This is a genomic window from Brevibacillus brevis (assembly GCF_900637055.1).
Taxonomy (GTDB): domain Bacteria; phylum Bacillota; class Bacilli; order Brevibacillales; family Brevibacillaceae; genus Brevibacillus; species Brevibacillus brevis.
Genome location: NZ_LR134338.1, coordinates 807,495 through 822,766, shown reverse-complemented (window position 1 = coordinate 822,766; position 15,272 = coordinate 807,495). Strand labels below are relative to the sequence as shown.

At 50.7% G+C, this 15,272-nt stretch carries 15 protein-coding genes; 5 read left to right on the top strand and 10 right to left on the bottom strand.

Going from position 1 to position 15,272, the window contains the following annotated elements; genetic code table 11:
* Positions 1 to 33: 33 nt before the first annotated feature.
* Positions 34 to 927 carry a LysR family transcriptional regulator gene (locus tag EL268_RS04285; protein ID WP_106656198.1) on the top strand — a complete coding sequence of 298 codons (894 nt, stop codon included), beginning with the start codon at positions 34 to 36 and terminating at the stop codon, positions 925 to 927.
* A gap of 77 nt (positions 928 to 1,004) precedes the next feature.
* On the opposite strand, the gene purU is transcribed toward EL268_RS04285, so the two are convergent.
* The 5 genes from purU to EL268_RS04260 form a co-directional block, all read right to left on the bottom strand.
* Positions 1,005 to 1,901: a formyltetrahydrofolate deformylase gene (purU, locus tag EL268_RS04280; RefSeq protein ID WP_056492164.1), complete on the bottom strand. Its 897-nt coding sequence runs from the start codon at positions 1,899 to 1,901 to the stop codon at positions 1,005 to 1,007.
* Positions 1,902 to 2,012: 111 nt separating this feature from the next.
* Positions 2,013 to 2,693 carry a TetR/AcrR family transcriptional regulator gene (locus EL268_RS04275; RefSeq protein ID WP_007728114.1) on the bottom strand — a complete coding sequence of 227 codons (681 nt, stop codon included), beginning with the start codon at positions 2,691 to 2,693 and terminating at the stop codon, positions 2,013 to 2,015.
* A 17-nt stretch (positions 2,694 to 2,710) separates the two neighbouring features.
* Positions 2,711 to 3,850, bottom strand: a complete 1,140-nt coding sequence (locus tag EL268_RS04270; protein WP_106656197.1) for an ABC transporter permease — start codon at positions 3,848 to 3,850, stop codon at positions 2,711 to 2,713.
* Complete coding sequence (locus EL268_RS04265) at positions 3,847 to 4,605, bottom strand: ABC transporter ATP-binding protein (RefSeq protein ID WP_106656196.1); 759 nt, start codon at positions 4,603 to 4,605, stop codon at positions 3,847 to 3,849. The genes EL268_RS04270 and EL268_RS04265 overlap by 4 nt, the downstream gene beginning before the upstream one ends.
* Positions 4,602 to 5,792: an HlyD family secretion protein gene (locus tag EL268_RS04260; RefSeq protein ID WP_106656195.1), complete on the bottom strand. Its 1,191-nt coding sequence runs from the start codon at positions 5,790 to 5,792 to the stop codon at positions 4,602 to 4,604. Before EL268_RS04260 ends, EL268_RS04265 begins: the two co-directional genes overlap by 4 nt.
* A 328-nt stretch (positions 5,793 to 6,120) precedes the next feature.
* On the opposite strand from EL268_RS04260, the gene EL268_RS04255 reads away from it, so the two are divergent.
* Positions 6,121 to 6,498 (top strand): VOC family protein, encoded by a 378-nt coding sequence (locus EL268_RS04255; protein ID WP_173617000.1) that lies wholly within the window; start codon positions 6,121 to 6,123, stop codon positions 6,496 to 6,498.
* A gap of 66 nt (positions 6,499 to 6,564) precedes the next feature.
* Here the strand turns inward: EL268_RS04255 and EL268_RS04250 are convergent, their stop codons facing one another.
* Complete coding sequence (locus EL268_RS04250; protein WP_106656194.1) at positions 6,565 to 8,763, bottom strand: DNA topoisomerase III; 2,199 nt, start codon at positions 8,761 to 8,763, stop codon at positions 6,565 to 6,567.
* Between the two features lie 246 nt (positions 8,764 to 9,009).
* Here EL268_RS04250 and EL268_RS04245 point away from each other — a divergent pair, with 246 nt between their 5' ends.
* The 3 genes from EL268_RS04245 to EL268_RS04235 are packed head-to-tail and all read left to right on the top strand — an operon-like array spanning position 9,010 to position 11,496.
* On the top strand, positions 9,010 to 9,519 hold the full coding sequence (locus EL268_RS04245) for a MerR family transcriptional regulator (RefSeq protein WP_106656193.1): 510 nt from the start codon (positions 9,010 to 9,012) through the stop codon (positions 9,517 to 9,519).
* Positions 9,512 to 9,952 carry an SRPBCC family protein gene (locus tag EL268_RS04240; protein WP_106656192.1) on the top strand — a complete coding sequence of 147 codons (441 nt, stop codon included), beginning with the start codon at positions 9,512 to 9,514 and terminating at the stop codon, positions 9,950 to 9,952. The genes EL268_RS04245 and EL268_RS04240 overlap by 8 nt, the downstream gene beginning before the upstream one ends.
* Positions 9,949 to 11,496 carry an MFS transporter gene (locus tag EL268_RS04235; protein ID WP_106656191.1) on the top strand — a complete coding sequence of 516 codons (1,548 nt, stop codon included), beginning with the start codon at positions 9,949 to 9,951 and terminating at the stop codon, positions 11,494 to 11,496. Before EL268_RS04240 ends, EL268_RS04235 begins: the two co-directional genes overlap by 4 nt.
* 86 nt (positions 11,497 to 11,582) lie before the next feature.
* Here EL268_RS04235 and pyrH read toward each other — a convergent pair whose 3' ends face one another.
* From pyrH to EL268_RS04215, 4 genes are all read right to left on the bottom strand, one after another.
* Positions 11,583 to 12,317, bottom strand: coding sequence for a UMP kinase (gene pyrH, locus EL268_RS04230; protein ID WP_106656299.1), 735 nt, complete (start codon positions 12,315 to 12,317; stop codon positions 11,583 to 11,585).
* A gap of 172 nt (positions 12,318 to 12,489) precedes the next feature.
* A complete protein-coding gene (locus EL268_RS04225; RefSeq protein ID WP_106656190.1) occupies positions 12,490 to 13,008 on the bottom strand; it encodes a ribonuclease FAU-1 family protein in 519 nt (172 codons plus the stop codon).
* 117 nt (positions 13,009 to 13,125) lie between these two features.
* Positions 13,126 to 14,547: a branched-chain amino acid transporter BcaP gene (locus EL268_RS04220; RefSeq protein ID WP_106656189.1), complete on the bottom strand. Its 1,422-nt coding sequence runs from the start codon at positions 14,545 to 14,547 to the stop codon at positions 13,126 to 13,128.
* Positions 14,548 to 14,664: 117 nt separating this feature from the next.
* Positions 14,665 to 15,132, bottom strand: a complete 468-nt coding sequence (locus EL268_RS04215) for a DinB family protein (protein WP_106656188.1) — start codon at positions 15,130 to 15,132, stop codon at positions 14,665 to 14,667.
* Positions 15,133 to 15,272: the final 140 nt, after the last annotated feature.

The window sequence follows — 15,272 nt, the reverse complement described above, 5'->3', positions numbered from 1 at the left end:
CTCATAAACAAAAGTTATGAATCGAGGTACAGGATGAACTTACATGCACTCCGCATTTTCGTAGAAGTAGCGTCACGAGGCAGTGTCACCGAAGCAGCAATCGCACTCTCGATCAGCCAGCCTGCCGTAAGTGCCCAAATCCGCAAGCTCGAAAGTGAATTGGGCATGACCTTGCTCATCCCGAATGGTCGCGGCATTTCTCTCACCTACGAAGGGCGCTTTCTTTTTGAAAAAGCACGCCGCATTTACGACTGGGAACGCGAAATCGAATCACAGCTGACAGAAATCAAACAAGGAAAGAAAGGACGGCTAAGGATTGCTTCTACCTATCTCCCCTCCCATTATCTCGTGCCACAGTGGCTGGCTCAGTACAAGCGCGATTATGAAGGAGTCGATGTGGAAATTCGCACGCGTAATTCCATGCAATCCATTGAACTGCTTCTTGGCTGCGAGGTCGATGTGGCCGTCATTATCAAGGAATCGTGGGATGAGCTGCCTATCAAGCGGCTTCATTTGATGGATGTATCCTATTGGTTTATTTTGCCCGCCCATCATCCGCTTGCAGGAAAAGAGATCCGTATGGAGCAGCTCGTAGAGGAACCATTTTTGTTGCGGGAGCAAGGCAGTTCTACCCGCGATTGGCTTTTTGCCCTCTGTCGCGAGCATGGGGTGAAACGTCCACAGGTCGGTATGCAGTATCATGGTCTGGTCGAGTCTATCCACTCCGTCCGGGCGGGATATGGGACGATGTTGGCTCCTGCTCTGGCCGTTAGGGAAATGGTAGAGCGTGGAGAGGTCGGTCGAGTAACCGTGCCAGGGGTCGAGATTAAGCGTCCCTTGTATGTCTGCACGCGTGACGGTGAGACAGAGCAGCGGCCTGTTGTCGCTCAGTTTCTGGAGTTGGTAAAGCGTGAGAGGTCTTCTTGAGTGTAGCCTTCTCCCAGAAAACATGCAAAAAAAGAGGCTTTTCCTCAAAGGAATAGCCTCTTCATAACACGCAATGCTTATGGGAACACAATTGTTTTATTGCCGTACACCAGCACCCGATCCTCCAGATGCCAACGAACTGCACGTGCCAGCACCGTACGCTCTACCTGACGTCCCAGCTGCTTCAATGCCTCGACGTCTTCCTGATGCGATACACGCTGAACGTCTTGCTCGATAATCGGCCCTGCGTCCAGCTCTTCCGTGACGTAGTGCGCAGTCGCTCCGATCAGCTTCACGCCGCGGCGATACGCCTGCTCGTAAGGCTTCGCACCGACAAACGCTGGGAGGAAGGAATGGTGGATATTGATAATCCGCATCGCATAGTCCTCCAAAAAGCGCGGGGACAAAATCTGCATGTAGCGAGCCAGAACGATCAGATCAACGCCCTCTGCTGCTGCAATCTGCTCCTCTTCTGCCTGTGGCTTGTTATCCTTCGTGACGGGAATACACCGATACGGAATACCGAAGGACTCGACAGTCTCCTGCATGTCAGGATGGTTGCTGACGACAACCGCGATATCCGCGAACAGCTCCCCGGACTTCCAGCGCCACAAGAGCTCCAAAAGACAGTGATCTTCTTTGGAAACAAACAACGCGACCTTTTTGCGCTTGTTCGCTTCGACCAACGACCATTCCATGCCAAAGCTCTCGGCTACAGGGCTGAATGCTTGCTTGATCTCTTCACAGCGCTCGTCCAGATTGATGAGATCGAATTCAATGCGCATGAAAAACCGGCCTGTTTCCGGATCGGTCGTGTACTGGTCAGACTGAACGATGTTGGCTCCTTGTTGGAACAAGAAGTTCGACACCGCCGCGACGATACCCGCACGATCCGGGCAAGAAATCAGCATGCGCGCACGATCTTTGTTTTTCTCTCGGTACGCGAGCCATTCTCTCTCTGATAACAATTGCATGGTATACTCTCCTCCAAAAAAACAGCAAAAAGTTGTTTGCAATTATACCATTCCCAGAAGGGATTTCTATACCCAAAAAGAGAGAAAATGTTCACTTATCGATAAAAATTTTTAGATAGAGTGATTTCCAATCCCGTTTAGCAAAATATCTACGGTCAGGGCGATTTGCTCATCGTCGCTAAACTGCGTAAATTCATCGGTATCCAAAACTTGCCGGAACAGAACGAGCCCGATCATCGAGGACAGGATCGCCCGAAAGACAGCCTGTGTCGGGAGTGGACGCAGTTCGCCTACCTCTACCTTTGCCTCGATCAGCTTATTTGCCATCTCCTTCACACCCGTGAAAACCGTAGCAATCAGTGCTTCCCTGATTTCGTCATGAAAAAACGCTTCTTGCAGCAAAATGCGAATATGCTTTTCATTCGCCAGCACCAGGTCGATCCGGTTTCGGTACAGCTCTGTCACGATTTGGGAGAATGTTTTTTTATTCTGCTCTTTGAAGATCTCACGCACATCTTTCAAGATAAACGGCGCCGCGAATTTGACCAACACAGGTGCTACGACGGCAAGTAAAATATCCTTTTTCGATTTGTAGTGGCGAAAAATCGTTCCCTCTGCCACTCCTGCTTCTTTCGCAATTTCAGAGGTGGAGCTGGCATGAAAGCCTTTTTCGGCGAACAGCTTCACTGATGCACGCAAAATATTGCGCTGCTTCTCCGTCATCTCACTCTCGTCTTTCAACTCTTCTACATATTGCAACAGGCCTTCTACAAATGTTGGCGGCTTGTTCATCACCCATTACGCTCCTCTTATTCGATCTTCTTGCGGAATCGCAGGATAGCGACGGTCAGGATCAAGAGACAGAAGCTGCTCATTCCGACGACATCCTTCCAGAGCGCAGCGATGTCCACGCCCTTTAAGAAAATTCCCCGCAGGATTTCCAGAAAATAGGTCAACGGGACGAGCCCGCCTAACCATTGTATCACGAGCGGCATCGAATCGCGCGGGAACATAAAGCCGGAGAGAAGCACGCTAGGCAGGATAAAGGCGAATGCCATTTGCATCGCTTGAAGCTGGGTCTTTGCCACTGTAGAAATGAAAATGCCCAAGAGAAGTGTCGTCACCAAAAACAAGACAGACAACGTCACCAGAAGCGAAATGCTGCCTTTGACCGGGACCCCGAACCAATACGTTCCGACCAATAGCACCAGACAAAACGAAAAGAGACCTACGCCTACATATGGGGTAATTTTACCGAGCATCAGCTCCAATGGGCGTATCGGAGTCACGATTAACTGCTCCATCGTTCCCCGCTCCTTTTCACGTACGAGGGAAAACGCCGTCAGAATCATCGTGACGTTTTGCATAATCAAGCCGATCAAGCCGGGAATATTGAAGACAATACTCTCCATATTGGGGTTAAACAGCACGCGTGTATCCAAGCCGAGTGGTTGTTCCAGCTCCCCCAAGCCTTGTTTTTGCAGCTTTATTTCCTGCAACGTGATCGCTTGATGTTGGACGATCAACTGGGCTTGAGAGGTGGCAGTCCGGGCGATATTCGGGTCGGAGCCATTAATCAGCATTTGCACGTCTACCGGCTCGTTGCGATCACGCTTGCGGGTGTAGTCCGGCCCGATAATGAGCGCTACATTTACGGAGCCATCATCCAGCATGGCTTCGATCTCCTCGTAGCCACTTACATGGGCTGCCACCTCGAATACACGCGTATTGACGAACTGATCCACCAGCTCTCGACTGGCAGCAGAAGGGCTTTGATTCCAGACTGCCATCTGGATGTCATTGACGTCTGTATTGACCGCATATCCGAACAAAAACAACAGCATCAGCGGCATGACCAATGCAATCGCCAGACTGGGACGATCCCGCTTGATTTGGATGACTTCCTTCTTCACGACAGACCAGTAACGCTCCCAGACAAAATGCCTCATCGGACTCCCTCCTCCGCCGCCTGTCTGGCTTCCTCCTGCCTAACCAGATCGATGAAGACATCCTCCAGATTGCCTGCTCCCATACGATCAATCAAAGCTTGTGGAGTGCCTTCCGCCAGCAGATTGCCGAAAAAGATAAAGCCGATCCAATCGCATGTCTGCGCCTCATCCATGTAGTGTGTGGTCACCAGTACCGTGATCCCCTGTTTCGCCAGCTCATGAATCACGTCCCAAAAAATCCGGCGGGAAACAGGATCGACTCCTGCTGTCGGTTCGTCCAAAATCAACAGCTCCGGCTTGTGCAAAAGAGCGCAGGAGAGCGCGAGGCGTTGCTTCCATCCCCCTGACAGCGAACCCGCAAGCTGCTTTTCCCTGCCTGTGAGGCCTGCCATCTCAATCAGTTCTGCTTTCCGCTCCTTGCGTTCTGCTGCACCTAATCGATAAACCCCGGCATAAAAATCGAGATTCTCTTCCACCGTCAAATCTTCATACAGGCTGAACTTTTGCGACATATACCCGATCCGTTGCTTAATTTCCTCACTCTGTGTCATGACATCGAAGCCAAGTACCGTCCCCTTCCCCGTCGTCGGGGTCAGCAAACCGCAAAGCATTCGGATTGTCGTCGATTTCCCAGAGCCATTCGGACCCAAAAAACCGTAAATCGAACCTCTCGGAACTGTCAGCGTCAAACTGTTCACGGCTACTCGATCTCCGAAACGCTTCGTCAACTGCTCGCATTGGATAGCAGCGTTCATTGACCTCCCTCCTTGTCTGCCAGCAGCACATCGGCAGGCATACCTGGTTTGATTTTGTCGAGTCCATCTGTGATGTGAATCGTAACAGCGAACACAAGCTTGGTGCGTTCATCCGCCGTCTGTACATTTTTCGGCGTGAACTCTGCTTTTTCCGAGATGCGACTGATCGTTCCCGTAAACGTCTCTTCCGGATAGGCATCCACCTTGATGCCAACCTCCTGCCCTTTTTTCACCCGATTCAATTGTGCTTCCGGGATGTACACGACAAGCTCGAGCTGATCCGTCTTCATCATCGTAAACAAGGTAGCGCCTGTTTTGGCTACTTCCCCCTGTTCGATAGAGGAGCGCAAGAGAGTCCCATCGTCTGTTGCCGTAATCTTGGATTTTTCCAGCTGCAATAAGGCTTGATCCAGTTTCGCTTTCGCCTGCTGCTGGGTGGCGAGCAGTGCTCGAATCGCGTAATCGGTACTTCCTTCCTTCACCTGATCGAGATCCGCCTGCGCTCCGGCTTGCGCGGCTTGTGCTGTACCGATTTGGGCAGCAGCAGCAGCGATGTCTTCTTGTGCAGAACGGTACTGTGCCTGTACCTGTGCTACTTGTGCCGCCCATTGATCTGCCTGCGTTTTTGCCTGGTTCACTGCTTCTTTTTGCGTGTCGAGGTCTTTGGCAGAGATCGCTCCTTTTTCGTAGAGCGCTGTTGCTTCCTCGAGCCTTTTTTGTTGATACAAGAGGGTCTGCTGCGCCCCCTGCCATTGCGATTCTGCCTGTGTCATCTGCTCAGCAGCACGTGCTTTTCCCGCTTCCGCCTGATTTTTTCGCGCTTGTGCCAGTTGGATGTTCGCATTGGCCTGCTGGACGTTAGCCATGCTTCTTTGGATCGTCGTGTCGCGTGAACCAGCCTTCGCTTCTTCTAGTCTCGCTGTCGCTTGGTCCAGTGCTGCCTGTGCTTCTGCTACAGTAATTTGGTAGCTTCGTTTATCGATTTGGGCCAGCACTTGTCCTTTTTTTACCGCACTTCCCTCTTCTGCCGTAATGTTTGTCACCAATCCGCCTACTTCAGCTACGATTGGCAGCTCGATGGCCTCGATTGTGCCGGACAAAGACGGATGATTTTCGGATGTCCAATTGCACCCCGACAATGCCAGTAACAGTCCCCCGATACAGATGGAGCGAACAACTGGTTTCATAGACGCTTCCCCCTACTTACATAATAGAGTGAGTAATCACTTTCTTTTTATGAGAAAAAAACAAGCCACAGAACCAGGCTCGAGAAAACCTTTTTTGATTAGCGAGTGATTACTCACTTTTAATTGTGAGTATATGCTCCTGTTTCACCAAATGCAATTCCTTTTTCTAAAATGCGCAATCGAAAAGAAATCTTGTCTGATTATTCATGCTATGATGAAGACAAGCTAGACCACGTCCGTTGGCATCGGGTATCCGATACCGTCGGGATGGGAAAGGATTGGGAACGTCGGTTTTTAACTACCATGTAGGGAGTGGAAAATGTCCATGATGATTAGCAAAGTCGGTCAAATCATGTTGTATGTCAATAATCAGGATCAAGCAGTGAACTTTTGGACCGAAAAACTAGGGTTCCGCGTTGTTTCAGAAGAGAAGAACGGTGAAATGAGATGGATTGAAATTGCTCCCGCACAAGGCGCTGAAACAAGCATCGTTCTGCACAATAAGGAATTCGTTGCGAAAATGTCGCCCGGAATGAATCTTGGCACTCCTTCGCTTCTGCTCTTTTCGGAAAATATCGAGGAATTGCGTAACGACCTCATGAATAAAAATGTGAAGGTTGGAGACATTGTTACGATGCCTTCTGGCCGCGTCTTTAACTTCGCAGACGATGAAGAAAATTACTTTGCTGTGCTGGAGAAAAAGTAAATAGAAAGAGGCGGCTGACTTGAATGGTCGGCCGCCTTTTGTTTCACGCTTTTGTTTCATGCCTCTTTAGTCGAACTTTAATTTGGACAGTGCGTCTTTCAACGCTGAGTTGATTCCTTCGTCCTGCTCCTTGTCTTGCCCCTTCAAATACTTGGCTACTTCTTTCTTCGAAACCTTGCTGCCCTTTTCCTTATCGCGACGCTCCTGGAAGGTTTTCAATTTTTCCTTGTGCCCACAAGCACAGACAAAGGTTTGTCCTTCCCCTTCTCCGCGCAGCTCCAATCTTTTGTGGCATTTTGGACATCTGGCATTGGTCTGCTTGGCAATGCTTTTGCGATAGCCGCATTCCCGATCCTGGCACACCTGCATTTTGCCGCGCTTCCCGTTTACCTCCAGCAAAAACTTATTGCACTCCGGGCACCTGCTTCTGGTCAGGTTGTCGTGCCGGAAAGTCTGATCGCTGTTCTTGATCTGTTGGACGACTTCTTTGGCGTACGTTTTCATCTCTTCGATAAACGCTCGCTTGTTCAAGCTTCCCTTAGCGATGGCACCGAGCTTTTGCTCCCATTGGGCGGTCAAGGTCGGCGACTGCATTTCATCTGGGACGAGCTCTAGCAATTGCTTGGCTTTTGCGGTGACAAAAATATGCTTGCCGCGCTTCTCTAGCAAAAAGCTGTTGAACAGCTTCTCGATCACATCCGCGCGGGTTGCTACCGTACCTAGTCCGCCTGTTTCCCCAATCGTTTTGATCAAATCCTTGCTCTCGTTCGCCATGTATTTCGCCGGGTTTTCCATCGCAGACAGCAGACTCGCTTCTGTAAATGGCTCTGGCGGCTTCGTCTCGCCCTTGGTCTGTGATATCGACTGGATTTGCAGGCGATCTCCTTTGGCAAGAGAAGGCAGGATTTGTTCCTTTACGCCGTCCTTCGCATCGTCTTCTTCCACATCGTGGTCATACGCCTCTCTCCAGCCTTGGGAGAGCACGGTTTTTCCTTTTGCCAGGAACGTTTCATTCCCGATTTTCGCCTGGATGGTTGTTTGCTCGTATTCGAAAGCAGGCAGCAAAACGGCCAGGAAGCGCTTCACGATGAGGTCGAAAATCTTGCGTTCCTTATCGCTCAAATCACCGAGAAAAACAGCTTGCTCCGTCGGGATAATCGCATGGTGGTCCGATACTTTGCTGTCATCCACGAACGATTTGCTTGCTTTGATCGGCGCACGCAGGATTCTGGCGGCGAGGGGCGCATATGGCTTCATTTGGACAGCCTTGATTCGATCCGGCAGCGTCTCGACGATATCAGCAGAGAGATAGCGAGAGTCCGTTCGTGGGTACGTCACTGCCTTGTGATGCTCATACAGCCCTTGCATGATGGACAGCGTCTGCTTTGGCGAATAGCCAAACATCCGGTTGGCATCCCGTTGCAGCTCCGTCAAATCGTACAGCTGTGGAGCATACGTCTTTTTGTGTGCACGAGTAACCTCAATGATTTCAGCACTTTTCTCCTGTTTGAGAGCGGCTATTAGCTGATCAGCCTTTTCCTTGGAAAATGTTTTGAAATCCTTTGTTTGCTGATCCTGCCATTGGAGCTGAATCGGACCTTGGGCCACCGCAGACAGCCCGTAAAATGGCTTGGGCGTAAAGCGTCGAATCTCCTCTTCTCGCGTTGCCACAATAGCGAGTGTTGGCGTCTGGACACGGCCGCAAGAGAGCTGGGCGTTATGCTTGCACGTCAAGGCGCGGGTGGCATTGATTCCTACGAGCCAGTCTGCTTCTGCACGAGCAGCGGCGGAGGCAAACAAGTTTTCATAGTTTTTGCCGTCCTTCAGATTGCGGAAGCCTTCGCGGATTGCCTTATCTGTCACCGAGGAAATCCACAGGCGCTTAATTGGTTTATTCACGTGAACCAGCTCAAGAATCCACCGAGCAACGAGTTCTCCTTCACGCCCTGCATCCGTCGCAATGACGATCTGCCCGACATCATTGCGTCTCATTTGTTGTTTGACGACCTGGAATTGCTTGTTGCTTTCCTTGATCACGACCAAGCGCAACGGGGACGGCATAATCGGCAAATCCTCGATTCGCCACGAGCTGAATTGCTGCCCGTACGCTTCTGGATCAGCGAGAGTGACCAAATGCCCGAGCGCCCATGTCACAATATATTTATCTCCTTCAAAAAAGCCGTTTCCTTTTTTGTGACACTGCAATACTTTGGCAATGTCGCGTCCAACCGAAGGCTTTTCTGCCAGTACAACTGTTTTACTCATGTACGACATCCTTTCAAACCAATTCAACACTCTGTATCCATTGTAAACAAAAAAGCAGGAAGAAGGGGCTTAGAAATATTTCGAGAAAATAAAGTTTTAGACTCTTCGGGTTATGAAACGCTAACGGGCAAGTTCACTTTTGAATTGGAAAAAACTTCATAAGGCTCCTTGACCATTACGTAACGTAACGGTTTATAGTGAAATTACCGGTGAAACGCTAGCTAGCGATCAAGAAAGGGGCTGATCATGAAACGACATTGGAAAGTCGGAGAACTTGCGAAAATGGCAGGAATTACGATACGAACTTTACGTTTTTACGATCAGATAGGCTTGTTTTCTCCATCCGGCTATTCGCCATCCGGATACAGACTCTACACCGAAAAGGACATTTCACGCCTACAGCAAATTTTGTCCTTAAAGGAGTTGGGGTTATCGCTGGAGCAGATTAAAGCCGTTATGACCGGAGACCAACTCAGCCTGTCAGACATTGTTACCATTCAAATAGACAGCCTGAAAGAAAGTATCCGCATGCAGCAGAAACTCTTGCACGAGCTTGAAAATGTATCGAGTCGGATGCAAAGGAATGAACCGTTTACCGTTGAGCATTTCATGAACATCATACGGACGATGAGAATGAATCATGAGAAGTTTTTCGCCGAGAGAAAATCGAGTATGGATCGCCACCTCGACCGACTTGGTGAATATTTAGATGAGCATCCGGAAGAACCCGGACAAGGAGGTTTCGACTATGAGTGAAAGATCTGCCAAGCATTCCACATTTGTCATCGAAAGAAACTATAAGCATTCCCCTGCCCGTGTATTCGCTGCATGGGCGGGTCAAGCTGCCAAAGCCAGTTGGTTTCCTAAAGCCGACGAGTTCGACTTCCGCGTCGGCGGCCGCGAATTCAATCGCGGTGGTCCGCCTGGGGGACCCGTTTTCATATTCGATGCCTGCTATCAGGAAATCGTTGAGAATAGGCGAATTGTATACTCCTACACGCTGGATATGGAAGACAAGCGGATGTCTGTATCCGTGACGACGGTGGAATTCGATTCTGTGGATGGCGGCACGCGCTTGATCTATACCGAGCAGGGCGTTTTTCTGGACGGTCTCGATACGCCTGAACAGCGTGAGCACGGAACAAAGGTGATGTTGGATCGACTCGGAGAGGTTCTGGACGGCCAATGAAAGATGCTGCGCTTGCATCGAGTAAACGGGCCGGTTTGAACGAATGGATTGGACTTGCCGTGCTTTCATTGCCTGCACTGCTCGTTTCGATAGACTTGTCCGTCATGATTCTTGCCCTTCCTCACATAAGCGTCTCTATCGGCGCTGACAGTACAGAACAGCTCTGGATCATGGACATATACGGCTTCATGCTCGCGGGGTTTCTGATCACGATGGGCTCGCTCGGAGATCGGATCGGCCGCCGTAAGCTGCTGATGTTCGGCGCAGCGGCATTCGGTTTGGCTTCGGTGTTGGCCGCTTATTCCAGCACCTCTGGAATGCTGATTGCAGCACGGGCACTGCTCGGCATAGCCGGGGCGACGGTATCGCCTTCGTCCCTGGCTTTAATCAGCAATATGTTCCGCGATCATAAGCAGCGTTCCCTTGCCATAGGCATATGGTTCATGTGCTCCATGGGAGGCATGGCGCTTGGCCCAGTGGTCGGCGGGATGATGCTGGAGCATTTTTCATGGGGTTCGATTTTTCTACTCGGCGTTCCAGTCATGGCGCTGCTGTTGTTGACTGCGTCCCATCTTCTGCCCGAATATCGGGATCCCGCACCTGGTCATTTGGATATGACTAGCGTCATGCTGTCGATGTGCACCATTCTACCGGCAATATACGGCCTAAAGGAAATCGCTAAGCAAGGTTTACAGACTTTGCCGCTCATTGCCATCGCGGCTGGAGCTGTTTTCGGGACGTTATTCGTAAGACGGCAGCAACGGTTGGACAGTCCGCTTATGGACTTGCGCCTATTCGCAAACCCCGCCTTCCGCACGGCACTGGGCGGCATGTTCGGCATCACTTTGACAGGCGCTTCCATGCTCTTCATTGCACAGCATCTTCAATTCGTGGAAGGACTATCGCCGCTTGCGGCAGCGATGTGCATGCTCCCGGGAGTGGTTGCGTCGATGGCGGGCATGTTTTTGTCGCCGATCATCGCTCGGCGGGTCCGACCGTCGCTCCTGATCGGAGCAGGTCTTGCCATATCAGCGACTGGTTGTATTCTACTGTCCCAGGTAGAGGCGGGATCCGGGCTCTCTACCCTGATCGTCGGTTATATCTTTTTTAATGTGGGAGCAGCCCCGTTTGCGAGCTTGTCCAGCGATCTAATCATCGGCTCGGCCCCGCCGGCGAAAGCGGGTTCGGCGGCGTCCTTGCTGCAGACGAGCGGTGAATTCGCATTCGCGCTTGGTATCGCTGTATTAGGCAGCATCGGAACATACGTGTACCGCACTCAAATTGCCCGCTTCATACCGAGAGATGTTACGACGTTAACATCCGGAGCCGCCCGCGAAAGTCTGGCTGGGGCAGTCTCGGCGGCTAAAGCTTTACCCGAACCTATTGGTTCAACCCTTCTTCATGGCGCCCAGATAGCCTTTACCGACGGCATGCATGCTGTTGTGGCCGTTAGCGGCGGGCTCATGATCGCTATCGCCATACTCACCGTGATCAAGCTTCGGAATATCCCCCCCATCGGACAGAAAACGCCAGGTGAGATGTAATGATCCGCGGCAGTCCAGGACTTATTTTCTCGTCCTAGGCTGCCGCTGTCTCGCTTTACAAACGTAAACGCACCAACCTTTGCCTACTACTTATACAGTGCCGCAAGCTCTGTGCTAATGTACGTACCTACCTGCTCCCCTCGACAAATCCGCGCCATGGCTCCCGGCTGGTCAAAGTTAAACACGTGCAGCGGCAATTGATGGTCTCTGGCCAAAATCATCGCGGCCTGATCCATGACACGCAAATCTCTTCTGACCACCTCGTCAAAAGAAACCTCTACATACTGCTTCGCGGTAGAATCCTTGCGCGGATCGGCCGTGTACACGCCATCTACGCCGTGCTTTGCGACCAAAAGGGCGTCCGTGCCTACCTCGAGCGCCCGCTGAACAGCGGGATAGTCAGTGGTCACATACGGTTGACCATTTCCCCCAGCGAAGATGACCACATGCCCCTTTTCCAAATGATGAACGGCCCGCAGACGAATGTACGGCTCGGCGACTGCATTGATCGGAACGGCAGTCATCACTCTGACTTCCCTGTTTACACGGGCCTTCAAAACTCCGCGCAGCATCAAGCTGTTGATGACGGTAGCCAATGTACCGATGTTGTCCGCCTCCACCCGCTCGATTCCCCATTGATCGGCCATGTTTCCGCGAAAAATATTGCCCCCGCCGATCACGATGGCTACTTCTACGCCCATATCCAGTAGAGCCAGAATCTCCCCCGCGATATGCTCCAGCTGCACAGGATCAAAGCCAAACCCGTTTTCCTTGGCTACCGCTCCACCGCTTAACTTGACCAGGACTCGTTTATACCGCATGGCGCCTCCCCCTACGTTCTTTTCTTTGGAATGGATACCGTTCAACAAAAAAAGAACGAAAGCAAACATCGCCTTCGTTCTTCGAAGCAAAAAGAGTAGAATGGGAACTTCCCGCCCTTGTTATCCATTCCCATCCCCTCCTTTTTTTCACTATGGAAAACTCTTCACCATTCTATGCAAAGAAATTGGGAAAGTCAAAGGCATCGCGTTTCCCCGCTAAAATATCCTGTAGCATGCCATCAGCCGTCTTTGTGGCAAACTGGTGATCCTCTTTCGTGATAGCTCCTTTTATCAGCGCCTCGTCGAGTTCATCCTGATCAAGCAGGTATACTTCTCCTGTCGGCAGTACCACGATGTCGAGGTACAAATCGTCATACCAGATATGCCCGTCCTCATCTTTGCCATGTCCCCGGCAAATATCGATATACCATTGCACGGTATTCCCCAGCTCATCCATCATTTTCGTAACGGCATAAGCTTGACCATTGGGAAAATACTGCAAGTAAACATATCCTCGATCACCCACACACAGCGTTTTCTCCCCGACAGGCATGTAGGCAGGCTCACTTACTTCGTCCAGAGTCAGACGGACAGTGTACCCAGAGAAAGATAAAGATTCTACCCATTTTTGCTGGTAGCCCAATCGCTTCACGCGTCTCCAACCAGGTCGATCTGCTCGTTTTCGCTTCATAGCCTGCCCTCCTTCGTCGTTTTAATTGCTTTTACTCTACCACGAATTGGATCGCTTTGTCAGATAGCAAACAAAGACATGCTCAGTAGAACATGCCTAAACGGATTAACCTGCCATTTATGTTTGGGAGGAATCGTCTTTTGTTGCCAATCGACTGTGTTTGCGCCCATAAAGGAAATAGACGATCGCTCCGGCCGACAGCCAACCGAGAAAACCGACCTTTGTCAGCGTAGGCAGGTTGAAAACGAGATATCCGCAAAAGAGGACCGAGAGCAAGGGAACAAGCGGAACAAATGGAACGCGAAAAGCACGCGGTAATTGCGGATGAGTACGGCGCAGTACAACCAGTCCAATCGAGACCAAAATAAATGCAAACAGCGTTCCGATGTTGGTGAGCTGGGCCAAGCTGGAGAGGGGCAATAATCCGCCGAAGGTTGCTACTAAGGCTGCCACGACGAGCGTGCTCTTTTGTGGTACCTGTGTGCGGGGATGTACGTGCGAGAAAAGCTCGGGGAGCAAGCCATCTCGACTCATCGCAAAAAACATCCGGGCTTGTCCATACATCATGACTAACAAAACGGTCGTGATCCCGACAATGGCTCCCAGCGAAATGAAGCCTGCTACCCAGTCCTGATTGACATAGCTGAGCGCAAACGCGACCGGATTTTTGACATTCAACAATTTGTACGGAACAATCCCTGTCAATGTCAGTGAGACAGCAATGTACAAAATCGTGCACACGAGTAAGGAAGAGATGATCCCGATTGGCATGTCGCGCTGGGGATTGCGCACTTCTTCGGCCGCAGAAGACACCGCATCAAATCCGATAAAAGCAAAAAACACCGTTGCGGCACCAGTTGCTACTCCCGCAAAACCAAACGGCATGAATGGATTCCAGTTTTCCGGCTTGACATACATGACGCCAACGACGAGGAACAGGACAACTACCGCTACTTTTATTAACACCATAATGGTATTCAAGCTCGCAGACTCTCTCGTTCCCTTCATCAACAAAGCTGTAATGATGACAATGATGAGGACCGCAGGTAAATCGACGATCGTTCCTTTCGATGCATCAAACGCACTGGTGAGCGCATGCGGCAGGTGGATGTTAAACCCGGCTAGCAATCCTTGGGCATACCCCGACCATCCGCTTGCCACCGCAGCGCAAGCCACTCCGTATTCGAGGATCAAGTCCCACCCGATCATCCAGGCGACAAATTCGCCAAATGCCGCATAGCTGTATGTATAAGCGCTTCCCGACACCGGAACAGTCGATGCAAATTCCGCATAGCAGAGTGCGGCAAACACACAGGCAAGTGCCGCAATAACAAAAGACAAAACAAGTGCCGGTCCAGCGTGCAAGGCAACTGCAACTCCTGTTAACACAAAAATCCCTGTTCCCATGATTGCGCCGATGCCCAGCATTGTCAGGTCAAAAGCACCCAATGACTTTTTGAGAGAGCTTTCGTTTTTATCCACCTGCTCCAGCATTTTCGCAACTGACTTTTTCCGCAGCAATTGATTTTTCCATGACATCATGTGCGACCTCCCAAGCGGGTCATTCACTTCCAACCGTGATTGAAAACAGTTGGAGTATGATCCGTTAAGAGGAAAATTATGCACAGGCGCAGCTTGGATCGGATTTTGTCAGGGCTACCTGCGCGCTAATCCGCGCCCAATGACATTGGCGGAAACAGGCGCAATCCCGAGCTCTCTCGCCCAAATGGACAACTGTCCCATGTGATGAATCTCGTGGGCGATGACATGGCGCAGCAACTCTCCCTTCGTGTACACTTCATCATCCCAGGCTACCTTTACTGATTCGTTCTCCATCTCGTCTGACCAATTCTCGATGAAATCTCGCAACTCTACGCGCCAGGCATGTGACAGTGCGTTTACCTTTTCCAGAGACTTCTGCGTTTCGTATGCCACCTGAATATCCGGTTTTCCTTGTACGCCCCGAAGCCAGCTATACTCAACATCAGCAATGTGAAACAACGTATACAAAATCGTGCCAGCCCCACCTGTGCGCTCTCGCAGCAATTCTTCTGGTGTGAGCCGCTTACACCATTCCATCCACTCGTCCCGTACCTGCCAGTTATATTGGAAAAGCATCTTCATCGAGTTCACTCCTTATCTATTTGAGTAGATGAGTAGGAAAATTCTAACTAATAATAGCACATACGTTCTATTATGTGAGATTTTTAGTGGTGGTCTTCTAACAGTAGTGGTCGGGAGAAGCCCTGCCACATGTTTTCCAG

What these genes read in the sequence shown, in the direction of transcription:
- EL268_RS04220 (WP_106656189.1), bottom strand. Translation starts at nt 14,547, where the DNA reads ATGTCATGGAAAAATCAATTGCTGCGGAAAAAGTCAGTTGCGAAAATG.
- EL268_RS04225 (WP_106656190.1), bottom strand. Translation starts at nt 13,008, where the DNA reads ATGAAGCGAAAACGAGCAGATCGACCTGGTTGGAGACGCGTGAAGCGA.
- EL268_RS04250 (WP_106656194.1), bottom strand. Translation starts at nt 8,763, where the DNA reads ATGAGTAAAACAGTTGTACTGGCAGAAAAGCCTTCGGTTGGACGCGAC.
- EL268_RS04215 (WP_106656188.1), bottom strand. Translation starts at nt 15,132, where the DNA reads ATGAAGATGCTTTTCCAATATAACTGGCAGGTACGGGACGAGTGGATG.
- EL268_RS04235 (WP_106656191.1), top strand. Translation starts at nt 9,949, where the DNA reads ATGAAAGATGCTGCGCTTGCATCGAGTAAACGGGCCGGTTTGAACGAA.
- pyrH (WP_106656299.1), bottom strand. Translation starts at nt 12,317, where the DNA reads ATGCGGTATAAACGAGTCCTGGTCAAGTTAAGCGGTGGAGCGGTAGCC.
- EL268_RS04285 (WP_106656198.1), top strand. Translation starts at nt 34, where the DNA reads ATGAACTTACATGCACTCCGCATTTTCGTAGAAGTAGCGTCACGAGGC.
- EL268_RS04275 (WP_007728114.1), bottom strand. Translation starts at nt 2,693, where the DNA reads ATGAACAAGCCGCCAACATTTGTAGAAGGCCTGTTGCAATATGTAGAA.
- EL268_RS04255 (WP_173617000.1), top strand. Translation starts at nt 6,121, where the DNA reads ATGATTAGCAAAGTCGGTCAAATCATGTTGTATGTCAATAATCAGGAT.
- purU (WP_056492164.1), bottom strand. Translation starts at nt 1,901, where the DNA reads ATGCAATTGTTATCAGAGAGAGAATGGCTCGCGTACCGAGAGAAAAAC.
- EL268_RS04245 (WP_106656193.1), top strand. Translation starts at nt 9,010, where the DNA reads ATGAAACGACATTGGAAAGTCGGAGAACTTGCGAAAATGGCAGGAATT.
- EL268_RS04260 (WP_106656195.1), bottom strand. Translation starts at nt 5,792, where the DNA reads ATGAAACCAGTTGTTCGCTCCATCTGTATCGGGGGACTGTTACTGGCA.
- EL268_RS04265 (WP_106656196.1), bottom strand. Translation starts at nt 4,605, where the DNA reads ATGAACGCTGCTATCCAATGCGAGCAGTTGACGAAGCGTTTCGGAGAT.
- EL268_RS04240 (WP_106656192.1), top strand. Translation starts at nt 9,512, where the DNA reads ATGAGTGAAAGATCTGCCAAGCATTCCACATTTGTCATCGAAAGAAAC.
- EL268_RS04270 (WP_106656197.1), bottom strand. Translation starts at nt 3,850, where the DNA reads ATGAGGCATTTTGTCTGGGAGCGTTACTGGTCTGTCGTGAAGAAGGAA.